We start from the raw sequence: 17,624 nt of genomic DNA, 5'->3' as shown, positions 1-17,624 counted from the left end.
CGCCGGGCGCGATGACGACGCATTGCAGCTTCCGTCTGGTCACGGCGGCGGGAGAGACGTCCAGGGGTCCCCCGATCCCTCACACTTGCGGATGTTCTTCACGGTGGCGGACTCCCTTGCGTGACTGTTGCCGTGGACGGCGCGGACTTCGGCCAGGAGAAGGGTCAGGACGGCCGCTGCACTGGCTGTGTCTCCCTCCTGAACCAGTGAGAAGCCATGATTGTGCCGGACAATCAAGGACAGGTCGGCACCGCGGCCGAGCGCTGTCTCAACCCGGGATACGAGACGCTCGAACTCGGCTGCGGCCCTGCGAACAGCCCGGGGAGCACCGGACTTGGCCAGCCTCAGCAGCACCATGTTCCGGATGGCCAGCGTCTCCATGTCGTCCGACCCGTGGCGTTGCTCGTACGTGTCAGCCAATGCCAGTGCTTCTACGTCGTCGCCGGTCGCCGCCACCCACTGGGCATGGAGGCGCAGTGCGCAGGCGGTGACCGGATCATCCTCGCCCAGGGATTCGGCCGCTGATTGGTGCAGCGCGCCGAGTCTCGCTGCGGCGTCCACGGGGTCCCCGAGCAAGCCGGTCACTTCGGCGAGGCGGATGCGGATGTTCAGTGTCAGCGGGTGTTGCTCACCGAGACCGGCGGACGCCGTCTCTGCGAGCTCGGTCAGTTCGTCGACGTCGGTCTGTTCGGTGGTGGTTACGGTGCGCCACCAAAGCGTCCGTGTCCATGCGGCGAGCGTCCATGCGTGGTCGCGGCTGAGGGCGATGCTCAGGCGGTCGGTGAACCCACGGTAGAGCTGGGCTCCTCGGGCTGGGCCAAGGTCGGCGGCGGCAGCGTCCAGGTCGTGGATGGTCCAGTTGAATACCGTTTCCGATTGCGGGTGGTCAGTCCCGAGGAGCCGGATCACATCCCCGAGCACATCCTGGGACAAGCGTGCGGCGTCCCCCGGTCGGCCGCGGGTTTTGAGCGTGTCCGAGCAACGGCGTGCTCCGGCGAGCGTTGCGGCGACCTCCGCGTGCATGGGTCCCGCGCAGCGGACAACGGCGTCGAGGAGGTCGCGAAGTTCTACGCAAGCGCTCTCGGGGTCGGCTCCGGGGTGCGCCGAGTCAGCCAGCCACCGGGCGGCGGAGCGCCGCGCCCGCAGCGTATCGATGTGATCCGTGCCCAAGACGTGGGCGCGTTCGCGTGCCAGTGACCGCTGTTCGCGCTCGGCGCGCGCCGGATCACCGGAGCCTCCGCGCGCGTTGGCAAGGATGAATCGCGCGAAGAGGGCCTCGGGTGAGTCAGAGCCCCGGGCTTCCGTGAGCCGCTCGGCCAACGCCGCGACCTCGGTTACCGTCGGGCGGAAGTCGCGGGTGGCGCACCCGCGCCAGTCGGCCAGGCGCACCCGCGTGCTGAGCTCGGCGACGCCGCCTTCGTGGCCCTGCCTCACGATTTCGTCTCGGAGCGTGGTGAGCGCGTTCACAGCGCCTACCGGGTCACCGGCGCTCCCGGCCTCCCAGGCCCACTCATGGGCGAACCCTGCGAGGCGCTGGGTTCGGGGAGCGTTGGGGCCCCACACCTGCGCCGGCCACGCCCACGCCGCAGCGGCAAGAGCGGCGGCCGGAAGGGGCCCCTCGTCGGTGTATGCCTGGTGTGCGCACGCGGCGATCCAGTCGTCTAAGGCGCCGAGAGACTCGTGCTCGACTCCGAGAACGGTCGCGGTGTCCACGAGGAGCGCGCCGAATGCCGCGGCGGCTGCGCTGTGGCGGCTCGCGAGGTGCAGAGCGTGGGCATGGGCGTGCCGAGCGGTGCGGGTCTTCTCGTCGAGTCGGCCCAGGGCGCGGGTGAAGGCTGCAACGACATCGTCGAGCTCCTGCGCCGCTTCCGCGGGTACACCGACCTGGCTGCGGAGGGAAGCGAGAATGGTCCTAGCATTCAGGGTGTCCGGTTCGTCCCACCCCAATGCCTCCGCCATGTCCTGCACGAGGAGGGCGAAGTGCGGGATGGCGTCCGTGGGGGTGTCCTGCGGGGCGCCCCAGAGATAGAGATCGCCGCGCATGTTCAGCACGTGCCGGTGCAGCGCCCCCAACACCTCGGTAGCGCAGGTCACCAGCACGTCGATCGCGGCGGCCGCACCGGTTCGGTCGGCGGCTGCGGTCTTCTGGAGAAAGTCGTGGCAGTCGTCGACCAGCCGCGCCGCGGCGTCAGTGCCACCAGCGGCCGCCGAGGCCAGGGATCGTCGCAGCACGTCAGCCGCCGCATCCGGCCTGGACACCTTGAGGCACGACGACACAAGCATCATGGTGATCATGGCACCCGGGACGCTGCCGAAGCCGACGTCCGGACCTCCGGGCGGTGCAGTGTCTGCTCCGGGCGGTCGCTCGATACCGAGCTTGCCGAGGTCCTCAAGGACCTGCAGCGCCTGGGAGGCATCTGCCTTCTGCGTGCCTCCGAACAACGAGATGATGTGGTGCATGGCCTCAGCGATCGAGTCTTCGCCGCGCAGCATCCGCCCCAACGCCCGCATGAAGTCAACGTCGCGAGGGGAGTTGTCGGAGAAATCGGCGGAAACTCGCGCGGCCACCGCGTCCATGGTGGTTCCCAGCGCGGCGAGTTCCGGATCGGCGACGCGTTCGGAAGGCACGAAGCCGGGGGCCCGCGTAACCTCCCGCACGTGATTCATCACGCTTCCGAGCACCGCGTAAAAATCTGTGGTCACGGCGACCGACGCAGCCGAGCCCAGTATCCGTTCCGCGTCTGCCCGCACAGCGGCGAGCTCGTCCACGGCTTCCGGGTCGCCGTTCCACATCCGAAGCATGGCCAGATCGGCCCGCGTGCGGAGAACATCCGGAAGGCTGGAGCCATCGAGCCCGGCCACGGGCTCAAGCATGCGCAACGCAGGCAATGCCGCAGCGTAGTTCCCTCGCTCCATGTGCAAGGCGAAAAGGGCACGCGCGCACGCGATGGTTTGTGGGTGGTCGCTGCCGAGGGCGTCCGCCATGGCACGCATCACCTGGTCATACAGCTGTGCCGCCTGGTCGGGATCACCGGAGCGGAAGTACCAGTAGGCGATCGATCGCTGGGTCACCAAGGCGCCGACGTCCCGGCGTCCGTACAACCAGGCCTGATCGGCAGCGGTTCCTTCCAGCAGCGCGATAGCGCGCTCGTGTGCGCCGGATTCGCCGTACCAGCGGGCGGTTCGCATGTGCACGTTGATGGTCCGCCAGTCCGAGGCTCCGAGTGCGGCCTCGTGACGTCGGCTCAGCTCCTCAAACTCGGCCACCGCGCCAGCGGCGTCACCGTCCGCACCGGTCAGGTGCGCCAGCAGGACACACGCTTGCAGGGTGGCAGGCCCGTCCTCGCTGAAGACCTGCGTCAACCTGGGCAGCAGCGCGGTCAGCTTTGCGCGGGCCTCGATGCGGTCGTCGGCGTCGATGAGGAACTGCGCCTCGGTCAGGCATACATCCAGGGTCCGCGGGTCGTCGTGGCCAAAGCGAAGCTCGCATTCCGCCCGATGCTGCCCGAAGAATTCGGCCGCGGCCTTCTGGTACCCGGCCTCCGCAAGCCCGAACCCGATGGCTAGCGGCAAGGAACTGGGCTGCGGATGCCATAGGGCGTCACCCGCGACGGTCAACAGGTGCTTGGCGTTGGCCCGCATCCGTGCACCCTCCGGGAGGTGCTGCGAGAACATGCCCCATACGCCGTCAACTGCGTTCAGACATACAGCGAACCGCGCATCGGCCTGCTCAGCCGTGAATTGCTCGCAAACGACACGCTGGACCAGGGAGTGTACGCGCACCTGCTGGTGCGGTCCGCCCGTGGCTTCGTCTGCGAAGTCCAGGAGGTTGAGGCGACGAAGTACCTGCAGGGCGTCGGCAACCTCGTCTCGGGTGACGAAGCGGGCGTCGTCGGCCCCGATGCAGTCCAGCCCGGCGGCCCACGCTCGCTCCTGGGACAGATGGTCGCAAACTGCTGGGGCGGTCAGTACCGCCAGGGGGATCCCGCCGGGATCGAGGCAGGCGGCAAGGTCCAGCAGCGGACCGGCCATGCCCACCGGCTCCGAACGGTTCGCGAGCTCCACCGACATCGACCATGTCGCGGTGATGACGTGATGCCCGTCGCGCAATTCGTCCGGGCCGGGCATGGATGCGGATAAGAGCCGTTCGCGGAGTCGCCGCCGATACTCGTTGCAGGACAACTGGTTGTCGACGATGTATGCGGCCGCTTGCGCCAACGCCACAGGGAGTCGATCCAGATCGGCGGCCAGACCGGCGAAATCGGACATGGTCCCTGACCCGCGGGGACTCAGTACTGCTGACAGATATGCCACGGCCTCGGCACGCGTGTACAAGTCGACCGGCCAGAGCTCCCGCCCTTGCTCGCCGAGGACCGCGCTACGGTGCTGCGTCGTCGTCACAGTCACACAGCCCGGACGCGTCGGCGGCCACAGCTCGCGCAAGTCGGCAGGGTCGGCCAGGTTGTCCAGGACAACCAGCCAGGGCCGGTCGGCTGTGTGGAGCCAGCTCAGGAACCGCCGCGCAGCGGCCTCGGGCTCGGGTTCGGCGAGCCCGGTGATCGCGAAGGCCGCGTTCGCGTACCTCGTGACCACGTCGAGCCGCGAACCCGCGTCACACCACACCACCAGGTCGGCCTGCCGCCCGTCCCAGACTCGGTGGGCGAAGTCGGTGGCCAACTGGGTCTTTCCGACCCCGGCGGCCCCGCTGAGGACGACACAGCCGCCCCCTTCGGCGCCCGCCAGCTCGGTGAGTTCACCCGACTGTCGCCGCTCCTGGAACGCATGTGCCCGCGCCGGCAACGGCCCGAGCATCATCGGCCACTCCGGCACGTGGGACGGCAGTACTACTTGCTCGATGTGCTGCGCGGCCACACCCGTGCCCGCGGCATAAATGTTCAAGGGCCCGTGGCCGTACCCCGAGAGGTCACCGGTGCGGTGGCTTGCTACGAATCCGCTGGCCTCCCAGCCGCTCCCGGAGGGTTTGTCGGGTTCACCGCCCCGTTGATCACCCCGGCCGCCACTCCGCTTTGGGTCGCGGTAATCTTCACGTCTCCGGCCGCCGCGAACCCGCGGTCGCCGGCGACGGCGCCCGATCCGCCGTCGGTCATCAACCCCGCCCCTTGCTGCGCTACCTGCGCGGCCTCAGACAGCACCTCTGCGATGCGCCGCTGCTCGTCCTCGTCTGCGGACTCCAGCAGCCCGACGAGCCGACGGGTCCATGCCTCGCTGACGCTCTGCATCAACTCGGTGCCACTGCCCGCTTGTTCGGCCTCCGCCAGCGCTGCTCCGTCGCGCTCGAGCAATTCGACGGTCATGTCCACCACAGGGTCGGGATCAGTTCCCCCGCGCCCGAACAGCCGGGCGATCCGGTCCCTGACCACCGTCCACACATCTGTCCCGGCCGCCTGCACCACGGCCATCCCACCCGCGCCGGCCGCTGCCGATAGCGCCTCCACCAACACAGAACCCTCCCGTGAAGCCGTAGATCCGCCTTGCTGGTCCGGGCCGATGCCCGTGCAACGACAACATGCGGGGCCGACGGCCCGGTTCCCGCGTGACGTCAGCGTAACGGGGGACCAAGTGCTTGATACCCGATTCCGCGATGCTGACGGCCCACATGCGGTGCCCGCTGCGAAGGATCCACACGGTCGTGGCAGTCCTCTCCGGTGCCGGCTGCAGCATGTCCGCAACGATGACGATCGTGGGTGACGTCGTCTACCTGGTCGACGTGATCACCGGTTCCGCCGCCACCCTCACCTCGCCCGACGGTGTCTAGGACGTGCGCGAGTGCGGCCTGGTGGTGCCGCCGTGATGCCGTCCAGGGAGGGGCCGATCTCCTTCCAAGATGTGATCCCTCAATACCCCGTTATAACGGGGGTGCATGGTCTATCCTGAACAGGTCGCCTCACCTCTCCAACCACCCATGAGGCGGCCTCGCAGGGAGGTGCGATGATTCAGATCACTCTCGGCAAGAACAAGGACGTCGACCCGAACAGTGATCCTCTCCAGCGTTCACAGACCGGCTGGAGCGACGGACTGTCCGACCGGCAGCTCCATGAGATCGCCCGCGGAGTCTGGGTGATGCCCGGATCGCGCGTCCAACGAGAGCGGTTCGCGGTCGTCAACGGCGGCGGGATCATTCGCCAGGCCATGGAGATCGACCGGGTTGTCGACGTCCCCGGGGGGCGACGGGCCTTCGAAGGCCGCATCCTCGGCCCCGGGCATCCGGTCCACGACCATTACGTTGGCAAGCCCGCCCCGAACGGCGCCCAGCAGAACCCCATCACCTACTTCGACTCCCCCCTGGGCAACCGCGAGTGCAACTGCGGATGCGGCAAGCCCATTAGCCGGGGCGACTTCCTTCCCGGCCACGACCAGCGAGCCATCCACGAGAGGATCGCCCGCGTCGGAACCGTGATGGACTTCATCACCTGGTTCGACCAGACCTGGAAGCCGGAACAGGACCAGCGAGACGACGCCGCGTGAGGAAATGCCACCGAAGCGAGACGGAAACTGCGGGACATTCGATGAGACAGCAGCACAAGCAGCAGGTCACCGCAGTCTCGAATGACAACGGCGGCCGGAACCTACACGGCCACGACGCCGTCATGGACGAAGGAGAGTAGACCGTGGGGGACATCGAAGAGGCCCTGGAGCGCGCCGATTTCGAGGTGTTCACCCGGGAGCCGCCCAAGGGCCTCCAGGCCCGCGTCAATTTCCTGATCAAGCAGTTCAAGACCACCAAGGCCGTCGCCCGGGAGCTCGGAGTCACCCAGCGTTCGGTGGAGCGCTACCGCACGGGCGAGCGGAAGAAGCCGCCGAAGCCCATTGAGGACCGCATCGATGCCGCCGTACGCTCGCGCTGGCAGCCCCAGGTCCGCAAGCGGCGCCGCAAGCAGGCCGCCACCGCCACCGGCATCACCGTCGAGACCCGCGCCCGCTTCGGCTACACCGCACCGATCGGCACCACCGACGACGGCCGGGTCCGCCGGCTGACCGTGCACCTCCCGCCGCAGTACGCACAACAGCTCTTCGACGCCCAGCAACAGGGCGCCACCGACCAGCAGATGCGCGCAATCGTCGCCGAAGGACTGCAGGAAATCTATTTCAAGGACGGCGGACGCCGAGCCGACAACCTCGAAGTCGAATTCACCGACATCGACTACATCGACGTCTCATTCTGAAGCGGACACGCGCCGCGCCGCGCCGATGCCGATGACCAACCCTGCACCCTGCACCCTGCACCCTGCGCCGAGAAGCTGCGAGAACCGGACAGATAACCCGCTCCGGACGAAAGCACCTCGTACGGACGAGGCAACAGCTCGCGCAGGACATGGGCGTGGCTCTGGGCACCGTTCACAACAAAAAGCCGTACGCGGCCGAGGGCCCCCGCGCCCATCGGCTCAAAAGGTGCCCGGGTGATGCTGTGGGGCAGCGAGCAGACCGAAGCCTTCCTGGCCGACGAGCCGACGCCCGACCTCCCACCTTCCACCTTCCACCTTCCACCGTCCACCTGGCGGAGCCGACGATGACCTACTGGACCGCCAGGAAGCTGCTGCCGAAATCTCCACGTCACGCCGAAGACTTGGGACGACTACAGGCGGGGTTCGTGCGGGGTGAGCAAGCGGCAGATCCAGACGGCGGCCCTGGGCGGCGCGGACTAGGATGAGCCGCTGAGCTGTTGCTGGAGGCGATCGAGCTGGACGCCTTCCGCCGCCGCCCTTGCATGACACGGTTTGGTGCGGGCTGCGGCTCGGCGGCCGTGGCGCCCAGCTGACCCCGAACGGGGCCGCATCGGCACCAGGCGTTCGCGCGGCCCACCGAGCGGTTCGCCATGGACGCGTGCGCGATGACGGAGCGAGGACCATCCGTCCGTACGGGAGATACTCGACTCCCACGCCTGGCCGGCCGAAGGGCCGGACGCCTGGATCCGAATCGGCGTTGGAGACCGGCTACACCTCGCTGACCTCGACGGTGTCGGTCCGCACCGCCCTCGCCTCGGCGTCGCCCTTCCCCGCTGGGCGTGGCAGGTTCCTCCGACCGTAGCCGAATCGGCGTCTCCTCCTACAGGAGAAGGGTGGAGGTCGACACCGACGGATTCCGCCGCCCGACGCCGGGCTACGTCCCTAGGTCAGGCAGCTGCCGCATCGGCGCGCGGCGATGAGGGAGGTGTTCCCCTCGGTGGCCTGAACGGGACGCGTGGGGCGGATGTCCTCCCACAGGCCCGGCGCTGGTTCCGGTATCCAGCCCCAGCCGGCCGCTCGGTGACTCTGCTCCGGGTGGTGATTGCACTGGTCCGGAAGGTGAGCCACGCCGTGTGGGGAGATGAGAATCCTCTCGGGTGGTACAGCAGGGCCTCGCACAGCCTGAGCAGAGGCTGTGGCTTGCCGAGCTCGCGGCACGGAGCCGTCTTCCGGGCAGTCACAGCCCTCGCCGATGAAGAGGTCACAGCGGTCACATCGCTTGGCAGCCATGACGGTCATGGTTGCAGCCGCCTCTGACAACCGTGCTGAGGGCTGCTCCCACGCGCACGTTTGCACTTCCGTGCGCCGTGAGTGGCCCGCGTGTGGTTCGGTGCGTGGGGAGCACTTCATCGCGTGCCTCGATTCGGGAGGCACCGGTCGAAAGAAAGCGGGACGAGCTCATGCGGTCACACACTGACCCCTGGCTCACCGAACTATCGGCGCTACCTACGCAGTCGTGGCGATCGACCAGCCCCGCTGGACGCTGTCGCTGGTGGCCTTCCAGCGGCCCGGCGCAGTCCAGGAACTCATCCCCGTGCAACTCGGCGGCGTCCTGGTCGGCCTTGGAGCGGTTGGTCTTGGCGGCGACGGCGACCAGGGAGCGTTCGGCGCCGAGGGCGAGGGCGAGAGCGAGGGACTGGGCCTGGGCATTGGGCGGGCGGGCAGCCGATGGCCGTCCCTGCCTTGTGACGAAGCAAAAAGTCAGACGAAGGCCGCCCTCCCGCCCGCTGAACAGCGAATCACTGATCAAGTGCGAGTCGCGTCCGAGTCGCGTCCGAGTCCGGACCATAAAAGACAAGCTAATAAGTAGGTGTTTCTGATCCCCGACTGGCCCAGCCGTGTGGACAACAACCCGAAGGGCTCTGCGCGCCGTTCTCGACACCCCGCTGTCTGGGCGGAAGCATGATGACCATGAAATGCGAGGCTGAAGTGGGGCGGCGTAAGATACTCGAGGGTATTGCAATCATGGGTCTCGGCGTGGCTGCCACTGGTTGCACCAGCGGGCAGGTCTCCACAAAAGCCGAGGCAAGGGAATCTGATTCCAGCAGTCAATATATTTTCGGATATGGGTCATTGATTCAAAAGGAATCCCGAGAGGAGACCTGGTCGAAAGCGGGAAAGTCCTTCCCGGTCTCCGTCCAGGGCATCACGCGTGGCTGGTACGACCGGGTTGACACTGTCAGCTGGGGGCCCACTTATCTGGGAGCCTTTCCGGATCGGAGGTCGACCTGTAACGGCGTAATCTTCCAGGTGGCGCAAGGTGAATTGAGGGAATTCGCCGATAGAGAGGAGGGGTACAAGCTGATCCGCATTCCTCCTGGTGACATCACCATGCTGGATGGCAGATCGGCTCCACCACCCGGAAGTTTCTGGTACTTCGGGAGCGCGTCGCGTAGATACGTCAGTCAGGATTTCCCCATTGTTCAGTCGTATGTAGATGTATGTGTGAGTGGATGCCTGGAGGTTGAGGATGAATTTCCGGCATCTCGCACAGCAAAGTTTGCCCAGAACTTTTTCACCGCTACGACCGACTGGAAGACTCCCTGGATCAATGACCGCATTTATCCGTGGCGGCCCTTTGTTCATGTCCCGCAGGCCAACAAGATCGACACTCTGATCCGGGATCAGCTTGGCGAAAAAATGTTCCGCTCCATTTCCCTTCCCGGTGCCAGAGTTTAAGCGCTGTCCCGTGAGCGATGTAGAAATATGCCCTGTCGACCTCATGGAGTTCCGGCCAGGTGGAGGGCCAGGTGACGAGGTTCAAAATCGGTTCGCGACCCGGGCGTCTTCGCCGACGCGAACTACATGCGGGTGCAGGTGTGGACGGTCGTGCTGCCGCTCTCCTCGATGTGCCGGATGCGCAGCACGCCGTCCTTGCTGTTGCAGGTCACGTCGAGCTTCTGTCCGTCCATGGCGTCGGGGGCGCCCGGCGGTTGCCATGGCATGGTCAGGGAGACGGAGTCGCCCACCGTCGCGGGCACGTTGGTGACCGCGGCATCGTGCAGGCTCTCCGGTCTGTCCGGCGACTCGGGTGCCTGCAACGCCAGTTGGCTGCCCTGGAGGGACCAGGTGCCGTGCAACGGCTCTTCGTCGGGGAAGGTGATGGACCAGGTGCCGTCGTCGATCCTGGCGGTGCCGGTGATCTTGTCGTCGCCGGGGTCCTTCCATTCGACCTTCCACGTGCCGCGCACGAAGGCGGCGAACGCCTTTCCGGTGGGACCGGACGTCGCCGACCCGCCACCGGCCGCACCGTTGCTGCCGCCCGCCTTCCCGCCGTCCACCATCGACGAGGTAAGAGCGGCCCTCCAGGAGCTGCGACCGAAGGGAGCTGAACTGAAGTGACCGACCGGACGTCATCCCCCATGCTGAATCGTCTTCGCGCGGTTGAATGGATGGGGGACTGGGACTACGCGTTCGGGCATGTCATGTCACGCCGCATTCTGTTGCGTGAATATATGCGGCGGGCGGCAGTGTGGGCCCGGTTCTACTCGGCCGAGAGCGAGTGGCCTTTCTTTGATGTCACCCAGTATGCGCACCCCGAACTTCAACTTCCCCCGGAATTCGCTGCAGAGCTTGAAGAATCCCTGAGCCATGTGCCCAGCGGACCCGTCAGGCGCACTTGCGCGGGTGCGGTGCGCATGGCGGAACTCCGGGCACAGAACCCGGCCGCGGTTCCCGACCTCCCCGATCTCTACGAGCCACTGGTCCTCTTCTACGAGCGGGGAGGCGAGTTCTTCCGTGACAACGCCGGATTCCTCGATCTGACAGGCGTGCTGTTCCGGCCCGGAACCCTCCAAGGCCACCTCCGCACCCCGCCCCTCAGCACGCTCCGCGACACCGTCCTCGATGCCGTCGACGCCGAGGGGCACATTTCGTACTACACGGCAGCCGATGGCCAGGGGCCGCTTCTGAGGCGTCGCGAGCTGCGGGACGAGCAGCGCGACGAGCTGTTCAGCGGGGACCTCCGATGGAAGCCGATGCATCCGATCCCCAGCTCTGAAGAGGGGGCGAAGAACGCAGGCTTGGTCAAGCTCGACGAGATCGCTGCGGCCAACCTCATATGGGCGGCCGTGGTCGGCGCTGCCCGATGAGCGGACCACCAGGGCGCATCGGCCCCGACGCCGACTCCTGCAAACGGTGGCTGAGCGGCGGTATCGCGACTGTGGCGGGGATCTTCGGCCTGATGGCGAACCTGCATCGTCGTCCTGTGTCATGTCGACGCTGCCCTCTGCCCATGGGGCCGCTTTTGCCGCTGCCACGGCCATGGTCATAGCGCACGGAGTGCGCCGGACACGTTCACCCCGTACCGGGTCACCGACTCCCCGGCCCTGCTCTCCCCTGCGTACAGCCGCAGCGGTGGCGGCAGCGGCCCCGTTCTCGTGGTCACCGCGGTGACCACCACACCGCGAGCGCTCAGCGACCCCCGCGCGCACGCGGGGGCAACGCCCAAGTCCTCTCCTCCTGTGCCTGCTCCGCCTGCGCAGCCCACCGACCGGCGCGTTCGGGCCCGCCAGGCCCTCGGCGCCGACGCACGACGGGCGCGATGACGAAGGCCCTGCAGCCCATCACGGCGAGGCTCAAGGACGGGCAGAAGTGCTGGCCCGAGAAGGTCAGAGAATGACGTCACAGCGTCGGGAAGCGGACTTCCTGATCCGGATCGGCTTCGCGGCCGACGCCGCCGGGACGGCTTCGAAATGGCCCTGCAGGCAGGGCTCTGATGAACGCCGGTGTTGAGGCCTACTTGGCTCAACTGAAAGCGAATCGATGAGAGTTGGTATCTGCGCGACAATGATCTGACGCAGCGTCAAAAAGCTGGCGTGGATGCTAAGATCGACCTATCCGCATTACGTGCGACGGAGCAGGCCGCCACATGACACTCCCCATCGACCGGGAAGCCCTGGAAATGGTGTTCACCCCGGAAGAGCTGTGCACGCTGCCGGAGGAAATGCTGGCAGGCATCGAAGATGAAGCCAGCGTGCACTTCCTGCGCGACATCGGCCTGCCCTCCCGCCCCACCCCCTGGTTCGACCTCATCGATGAGTCGGACAGCGAACTCGGGAAGGTCGGCGCCTGCTATGCCGACATGAGGGACCGCTGGGATAACTTGCCCGATAACGCGGGAGATTGGGTACTCATCGGTATGGTTCCCTACGACGATATCGCCCTGGATGTCGCCACCGGGGCTGTCCAGTGCCTCCCCCAGGACGGTGAGGTCTACCCGCTCAACAAGGACCTCCGCTCCTTCGCGCATTTCCTCTACCTGCTCGAGCGGGAGCGCCCGAACTATGACGAGGAACTGGAACAAGAACTCGACCCCGAGGGGGCAGTGCGGCGCCTGACCGCGCAGATGCAGCAAATCGACCCCGAAGCCCTGAACGTTCCTCATTCCCGCTGGCACGACATCCTGGACTGGGTTGCCTACCCTGACGCACGGTAATTCCCGTACCCTGCCTGCACCTGCGGCTGTTGCCATAGCGTCAAACAGACTCCAGAGAGCTGTCCATGGCCGCGCTTGAGGGCATGGGCGGTGCGGCGGCAGCCGCTCACGCCGCTTACGCCGCCCGAGGCACTCACGTCATGCCGCTGCCTGCGTCATCGTGCTGCCCGCGTCATCGTGCTGCCCGCGTCCCCCTGACGCCTACGGGTCCTGCGCCGTGTGTGTCGCTGGTGTCAGGGATCCGCCAGGGCGTCAAAGGGGCTGGTGCCGCGGCGATATGCTGCCTGCGATGTGCTCTTCTTGTATGACTGCAGCGATGTATGTGCGGTGGCGGCGGGGGGTGTCTGCCCGTCGGCACCGGTGCGCTGCCTGTTGTCTTCGTGGCTCGGAGGACTTGTGACCGAAGGTTTGGATCCCCGTAACACCGGTGTCGTTGCGCCTCCCGGATGTCCCGCGCACGGTCTGGGGCAGGAGGGTATACGCCGTCTGTACGGGGAGGGTGAGTCCGATCCGCGGGCGTTGCACGAGCGGTTGCGCCGGGAGCACGGGCCGGTGGCTCCGGTGCTGTTGCACGGGGATCTGCCGGCGTGGCTGGTGTTGGGCTATGACGAGAACAAGTACGTGACGACCCGCCCGCTGCAGTTCACCCGTGACTCGGGCCAGTGGACGATGTTCCGGCGTGGTCTGGTGCCGGCCGACTCCCCGCTGCGGCCGACGCTCCAGCCGCAGCCGGTGTGTGTCTTCGCCGACGGGGAGGAACACGCGCGGCTGCGTGGTGCGGTCACCGACAGCCTGGAGAAGTTCGCGCTGCGCGGCATCCGCCGCTACACCGTCCGCTACACGCAGCAGTTGATCGACGAGTTCGCCGCCGACGGCCGGGCCGATCTGATCAGTCAGTTCGCCGAGCGTCTGCCGATGATGGTGATGACGCGGCTGCTGGGGATGGCGGAGGCCAACGGACCACAGCTGGTCAGTGCGGCCCTGGACCTGATGCGTCTGAGCGAAACGGCGATGCAGTCCAATGACTTCATCGTCCAGACGCTGCAGGACGTGGTCAGGCGCCGTCGGGACAGGCCGGGCCAGGATCTGCCGTCGATGCTGCTGTCCCACTCCTCCGGCCTGACCGATGACGAGGTCCTGCAGCACCTGCGGCTGATTCTGGTGGCGGCGAACGAGACCACGGTCAACCTGATGGCCAACACGTTGCGCATGGTGCTGACCGACCGGCGGTTTCGGGCGAGCCTGTCGGGCGGGCACATGACGCTGCCCGATGCCTTGGACCAGGTGCTGTGGGACGCCCCGCCCATGTCGGTGGTCCCGGGGCGGGTGGCGAAGGAAAGGTGTGTGCTGGGCAACTTCGAGATCCAGCCGGGAGACCTTCTACTGCTGGGTCTGGCGGCCGGCAATACCGACCCGGCCCAGCGCCCCGACCTTGCCAAGCCGCTGCACGGCAACCGGGCGCACCTCGCCTTCAGCAGCGGGCCGCACGAGTGCCCGGGCAAGGACATCGGCCGGTCCATCGCCGAGGGAGCCATCGATACGCTCCTGGCGCGTCTCGCCGACCTGCAGCTCGCCGTCGACGAGAGTGAACTGTCCACGCGCAACTCCTGGCTGACGCAACGCCAGGAAAGGCTGCCGGTGGTCTTCGCGCCGCAGCCGGGCGAGGACACCAGGACCCGTCTGCCCCTTCCGCCGGTGGCCGAGCCCCCGGTTCCGGTGCCCGCGCCGACGACCCCCGCACGGGCCGGCGGTGCGCGCCGCCCGTGGTGGAAGGACCTGCTGGGCAGGGCCAACTGACACCTCTTGTTCACCTTTGGCCTCATGTAGTCGCGTCCTTCACGTGAGACACAGTGGTTGAGATTCCGGTTGGTCAGTACGATGCCGCTCGGTTGATCACTGCGACGCCCTGTCAATCTGACTGTCTTGGCATGGACAGTCCACATGGCGTCGAGATGGAGGTAGCAGCCGTGGGGCCCGATTTCATACCCGCCCTGTGGGCTCCGGTCCCACCGGCAATCCACCCTCGCTACGCGGACATCAACGCCGCGACCGCCCGCTGGGCGCACGCCTACAAGGTGGGTTCCCCGCAGCTGCGCGGCCGTCTGGTCACCCAGGACATCGGCCTGTTCGCGGCGCGTATCCTGCCCGACGGCGACGAGGACGTCATCACGCTGCTGTCGGACTTCGTCCTGTGGCTGTTCGGCGTCGACGACGGCCACTGTGAAGAAGGCGCACTCGGACGGAATCCCGGGGAACTCAACGCCGCCCTGCACGGGTTGCTGCGCATAGCCCAGCAACCCGGCACGCCGATGCTTGTCGACGATTCTCTGGCCTGGGCCCTGCGTGACCTGAGCCGGCGCATCGAGGGCCACGCCACCCCCGCCCAGACGGCCCGCTGGGTCGATGCGCTGCGCGAATACTTCTGGTCGGTGGTCTGGGAGGCCCACCACCGCTCGGCCGGCACGGTCCCGAGCCTGAACGACTACACCCTGATGCGCCTGTACGACGGAGCAACCACGGTGGTGCTCCCGCTGCTGGAGATGGGCCACGGCTACGCGCTGGACGCCGACGAACGCGACCACCCCGCCGTACGCGCCGCCGGCGAGATGGCCTCCTTCGTCATCACCTGGGACAACGACCTGCTCAGCCACCACAAGGAGCACCGCTCCGGCGACTACTACCTCAACGTGATCCGTGTCCTGGAGCACGAGAGGGGCTGCACCACCGGCCAGGCCCTCGCCACCGCGGTCGCCCAACGCGACCGTGTGCTGCGCCTGTTCCTGCGCCTGCGCACACACCTGGAGGCCCAGGCCGGCCCGGAGCTGCGCCAGTACCTCGAGAGCCTGGGCCGCTTCATCCGCGCCAGCCAGGACTGGGGCATCTCCTCCCTGCGCTACACCACCCCCGACGATCCGGCGCCGCTGCCGAGCACCTTCAGCAGCCGGCCCACCGACGACAGCGACGATGCGCTGGACATCCCGGTCATCGCCGAGTGGTGGTCCCTGCTGCCCGCGGCCACGCACGAGAGCGTCTCTGCCTGCACTGCCCCCTGACCGGCGCTCACCATCATCAACAGAAAGGGTTCTTCGGTGACACGACGTGACGCACTGGGCGTACCCCGCGCCCCAGGCGGCCTGCCTCTGCTGGGCCACACCCCCAAACTGGCCCGCGGCCCACTGCCGTTCCTGCGCTCGCTGCGCGAAGTCGACGACCTGGTCCGGGTCGATCTGGGCACGATGCCGATGTACGTCGCCACCACCGCGGACCTGATCCGCGAGATCACCACCACCCAGGCCCGCTCCTTCGAGAAGGGCCGCCTGTACGACCGGGTCCGTCCCCTGGTCGGCGACGGCCTGGCCACGGCGAGCGGCGACACCCACCGCCGCCACCGGCGGCTGATACAACCGGTCTTCCACCACGAGCGCATCGCCGGCTATGCCGAGATCATGAGCGAACGGGCCCGCGCTCTGGCCGACTCCTTCAGCCACGACCAGCACATCGAACTCCACGAAGTGATGGGGCACTTCGCCATCGAGACCCTCGCGGCGACGATGTTCTCCGCCGACATAGGCCGCTCCGCGGTGGAGTCGGTCCGCCGCGATCTGCCCGTCATCCTGCGCACCATGCTCGTACGTGCCGCATCCCCCAAAGTCCTGGACTGGCTGCCGATCGGCCCCAACCGGGCCTTCGACCGCGCGGCCGGCACCATGCGGCAGGTCATCGACGAGGTCATCGCCACCGCCCGCCGGACCGAGGGCAGCGAACGCACCGATCTGCTGTCCCTCCTTCTGCAGGCGCGCACCGACGAAGGCGAGGGCCTGAGCGACGAGGAGGTCCGCGACGAACTCGTCACGATGCTGTTCGCCGGCACGGAGACCACCGCATCCACACTCACCTGGGCGCTGCACGAGCTTGCGCACGCACCGCAGGCGGAGAAGGAAGTCCTCGCCGAGATCGACGATGTCGTCGGGCAGGGCCCTGTGACCATCGAGCATGTCGGCCGACTCCCCGCCATCCGGCGCGTGCTGGACGAGACGATCCGCCTGCACGGCGTGACCCTGCTGATGCGCCGTACGCTCGAGCCGGTTCACCTCGGCGGCCACCGCCTGCCCGCAGGCACCGAGGTCGCCTTCAGCCTCTACGCCCTGCACCGCGATCCGAACCTCTACCCGGAGCCGGACCGGTTCGACCCCGACCGGTGGAAGCCCGAGCGCCAGGACGACCGGCCGCGCCACGCCTATGTGCCCTTCGGCAGCGGCAACCGCAAATGCATCGGCGACGCCTTCTCATGGACCGAAGCCACCATCACCCTCGCAACCCTCCTGTCCCGGTGGCAACTGCGGCCGACCGGCGAGCACACCACCCGCGAGGCCGCCTCTGCCATGGCGCACCCCGACCGTGTCCCCATGCGGATCGTCGCCCGCACCCACTGACGCAACGAGGCCGCGCCGGTGACACAAACCCGTCACCGGCGCGGCCCACGCCCCGGCGCCGGCCCGGTACGGCGCCTGGGCGTGGGCAGTGATCTGCCTGACGGCACTGCCGTGTACGGAGCCGGCCGCACCGAGTTCGCCTCCTGGCTGCATTTCGCGGCCACGCTCCTTGGACGCACCGCATACACAGAGCGTGTCGCCGCTGCGGAGCCGGGCATGCCGTGGCGGGTGGTGTAGGCCTGGTGGCGCCCCAGGGGCGCTGATTCGATCTCGAATCCGGCGAAGAGCGTCCGGCCCCGCCCGAGGACGCGCACTGACCCACCCAGCCCCAGAAGGCGTTCGACGCCCCCCCCGCGGAGCAGGACGACGAAACCGATGGCGTCCCTGGGCCGGCTGACGGTGTCCAGGCCGCTGCACAGCCGGCGCCGCTTGTGTCGTCCGGGAGCCGTTCTGTGTGTTGACGGGGTACGACGGTGCGCTGCTCCCGTTTCACGTATTGCCGCAGCGCCG

General features: G+C 67.5%; 12 protein-coding genes. 9 read left to right on the top strand and 3 right to left on the bottom strand.

All coding sequences use genetic code 11. From position 1 onward, the window contains the following. Positions 1-39 precede the first annotated feature (39 nt). Positions 40-4,899 carry a tetratricopeptide repeat protein gene (locus tag AB0D04_RS04475; protein ID WP_362699291.1) on the bottom strand — a complete coding sequence of 1,620 codons (4,860 nt, stop codon included), beginning with the start codon at positions 4,897-4,899 and terminating at the stop codon, positions 40-42. Between the two features lie 44 nt (positions 4,900-4,943). Further along, the gene (locus AB0D04_RS04470; RefSeq protein WP_362699289.1) at positions 4,944-5,462 is read right to left on the bottom strand and encodes a hypothetical protein; all 519 of its coding nucleotides are present in this window, start codon (positions 5,460-5,462) and stop codon (positions 4,944-4,946) included. A 188-nt stretch (positions 5,463-5,650) separates the two neighbouring features. On the opposite strand from AB0D04_RS04470, the gene AB0D04_RS04465 reads away from it, so the two are divergent. From AB0D04_RS04465 to AB0D04_RS04450, 4 genes are all read left to right on the top strand, one after another. Next, the gene (locus AB0D04_RS04465; RefSeq protein ID WP_362699287.1) at positions 5,651-5,776 is read left to right on the top strand and encodes a hypothetical protein; all 126 of its coding nucleotides are present in this window, start codon (positions 5,651-5,653) and stop codon (positions 5,774-5,776) included. A gap of 173 nt (positions 5,777-5,949) precedes the next feature. Continuing rightward, a complete protein-coding gene (locus AB0D04_RS04460; RefSeq protein ID WP_362699285.1) occupies positions 5,950-6,486 on the top strand; it encodes a hypothetical protein in 537 nt (178 codons plus the stop codon). Between the two features lie 143 nt (positions 6,487-6,629). Continuing rightward, entirely contained in the window at positions 6,630-7,184 is a 555-nt protein-coding gene (locus AB0D04_RS04455) for an XRE family transcriptional regulator (RefSeq protein WP_362699283.1), read from the top strand. Positions 7,185-9,155: 1,971 nt separating this feature from the next. After that, a complete protein-coding gene (locus AB0D04_RS04450) occupies positions 9,156-9,923 on the top strand; it encodes a gamma-glutamylcyclotransferase family protein (RefSeq protein WP_362699281.1) in 768 nt (255 codons plus the stop codon). A gap of 122 nt (positions 9,924-10,045) precedes the next feature. On the opposite strand, the gene AB0D04_RS04445 is transcribed toward AB0D04_RS04450, so the two are convergent. Next, entirely contained in the window at positions 10,046-10,528 is a 483-nt protein-coding gene (locus AB0D04_RS04445; RefSeq protein ID WP_362699279.1) for a hypothetical protein, read from the bottom strand. A gap of 54 nt (positions 10,529-10,582) precedes the next feature. On the opposite strand from AB0D04_RS04445, the gene AB0D04_RS04440 reads away from it, so the two are divergent. The 5 genes from AB0D04_RS04440 to AB0D04_RS04420 all read left to right on the top strand — a co-directional run bounded on the left by AB0D04_RS04440 (position 10,583) and on the right by AB0D04_RS04420 (position 17,114). Next, positions 10,583-11,335, top strand: a complete 753-nt coding sequence (locus tag AB0D04_RS04440; RefSeq protein WP_362699277.1) for a hypothetical protein — start codon at positions 10,583-10,585, stop codon at positions 11,333-11,335. Between the two features lie 779 nt (positions 11,336-12,114). Further along, on the top strand, positions 12,115-12,681 hold the full coding sequence (locus tag AB0D04_RS04435) for an SUKH-4 family immunity protein (RefSeq protein WP_362699275.1): 567 nt from the start codon (positions 12,115-12,117) through the stop codon (positions 12,679-12,681). 561 nt (positions 12,682-13,242) lie between these two features. Beyond that, positions 13,243-14,478, top strand: a complete 1,236-nt coding sequence (locus tag AB0D04_RS04430; RefSeq protein ID WP_362699273.1) for a cytochrome P450 — start codon at positions 13,243-13,245, stop codon at positions 14,476-14,478. A 131-nt stretch (positions 14,479-14,609) separates the two neighbouring features. Beyond that, positions 14,610-15,734: a selina-4(15),7(11)-diene synthase gene (locus AB0D04_RS04425; protein ID WP_362699271.1), complete on the top strand. Its 1,125-nt coding sequence runs from the start codon at positions 14,610-14,612 to the stop codon at positions 15,732-15,734. A 36-nt stretch (positions 15,735-15,770) separates the two neighbouring features. Next, a complete protein-coding gene (locus tag AB0D04_RS04420) occupies positions 15,771-17,114 on the top strand; it encodes a cytochrome P450 (protein WP_362699269.1) in 1,344 nt (447 codons plus the stop codon). Positions 17,115-17,624: the final 510 nt, after the last annotated feature.

Source organism: Streptomyces sp. NPDC048483, assembly GCF_040651455.1.
Classification (GTDB): Bacteria; Actinomycetota; Actinomycetes; order Streptomycetales; family Streptomycetaceae; genus Streptomyces.
This window is presented reverse-complemented; position numbering and strand designations above follow the sequence as displayed.

Excerpts from the sequence above, each read along its gene's own strand:
- AB0D04_RS04425 (WP_362699271.1), top strand. The coding sequence starts at position 14,610 with ATGGACAGTCCACATGGCGTCGAGATGGAGGTAGCAGCCGTGGGGCCC.
- AB0D04_RS04450 (WP_362699281.1), top strand. The coding sequence starts at position 9,156 with ATGAAATGCGAGGCTGAAGTGGGGCGGCGTAAGATACTCGAGGGTATT.
- AB0D04_RS04435 (WP_362699275.1), top strand. The coding sequence starts at position 12,115 with ATGACACTCCCCATCGACCGGGAAGCCCTGGAAATGGTGTTCACCCCG.
- AB0D04_RS04445 (WP_362699279.1), bottom strand. The coding sequence starts at position 10,528 with ATGGTGGACGGCGGGAAGGCGGGCGGCAGCAACGGTGCGGCCGGTGGC.
- AB0D04_RS04460 (WP_362699285.1), top strand. The coding sequence starts at position 5,950 with ATGATTCAGATCACTCTCGGCAAGAACAAGGACGTCGACCCGAACAGT.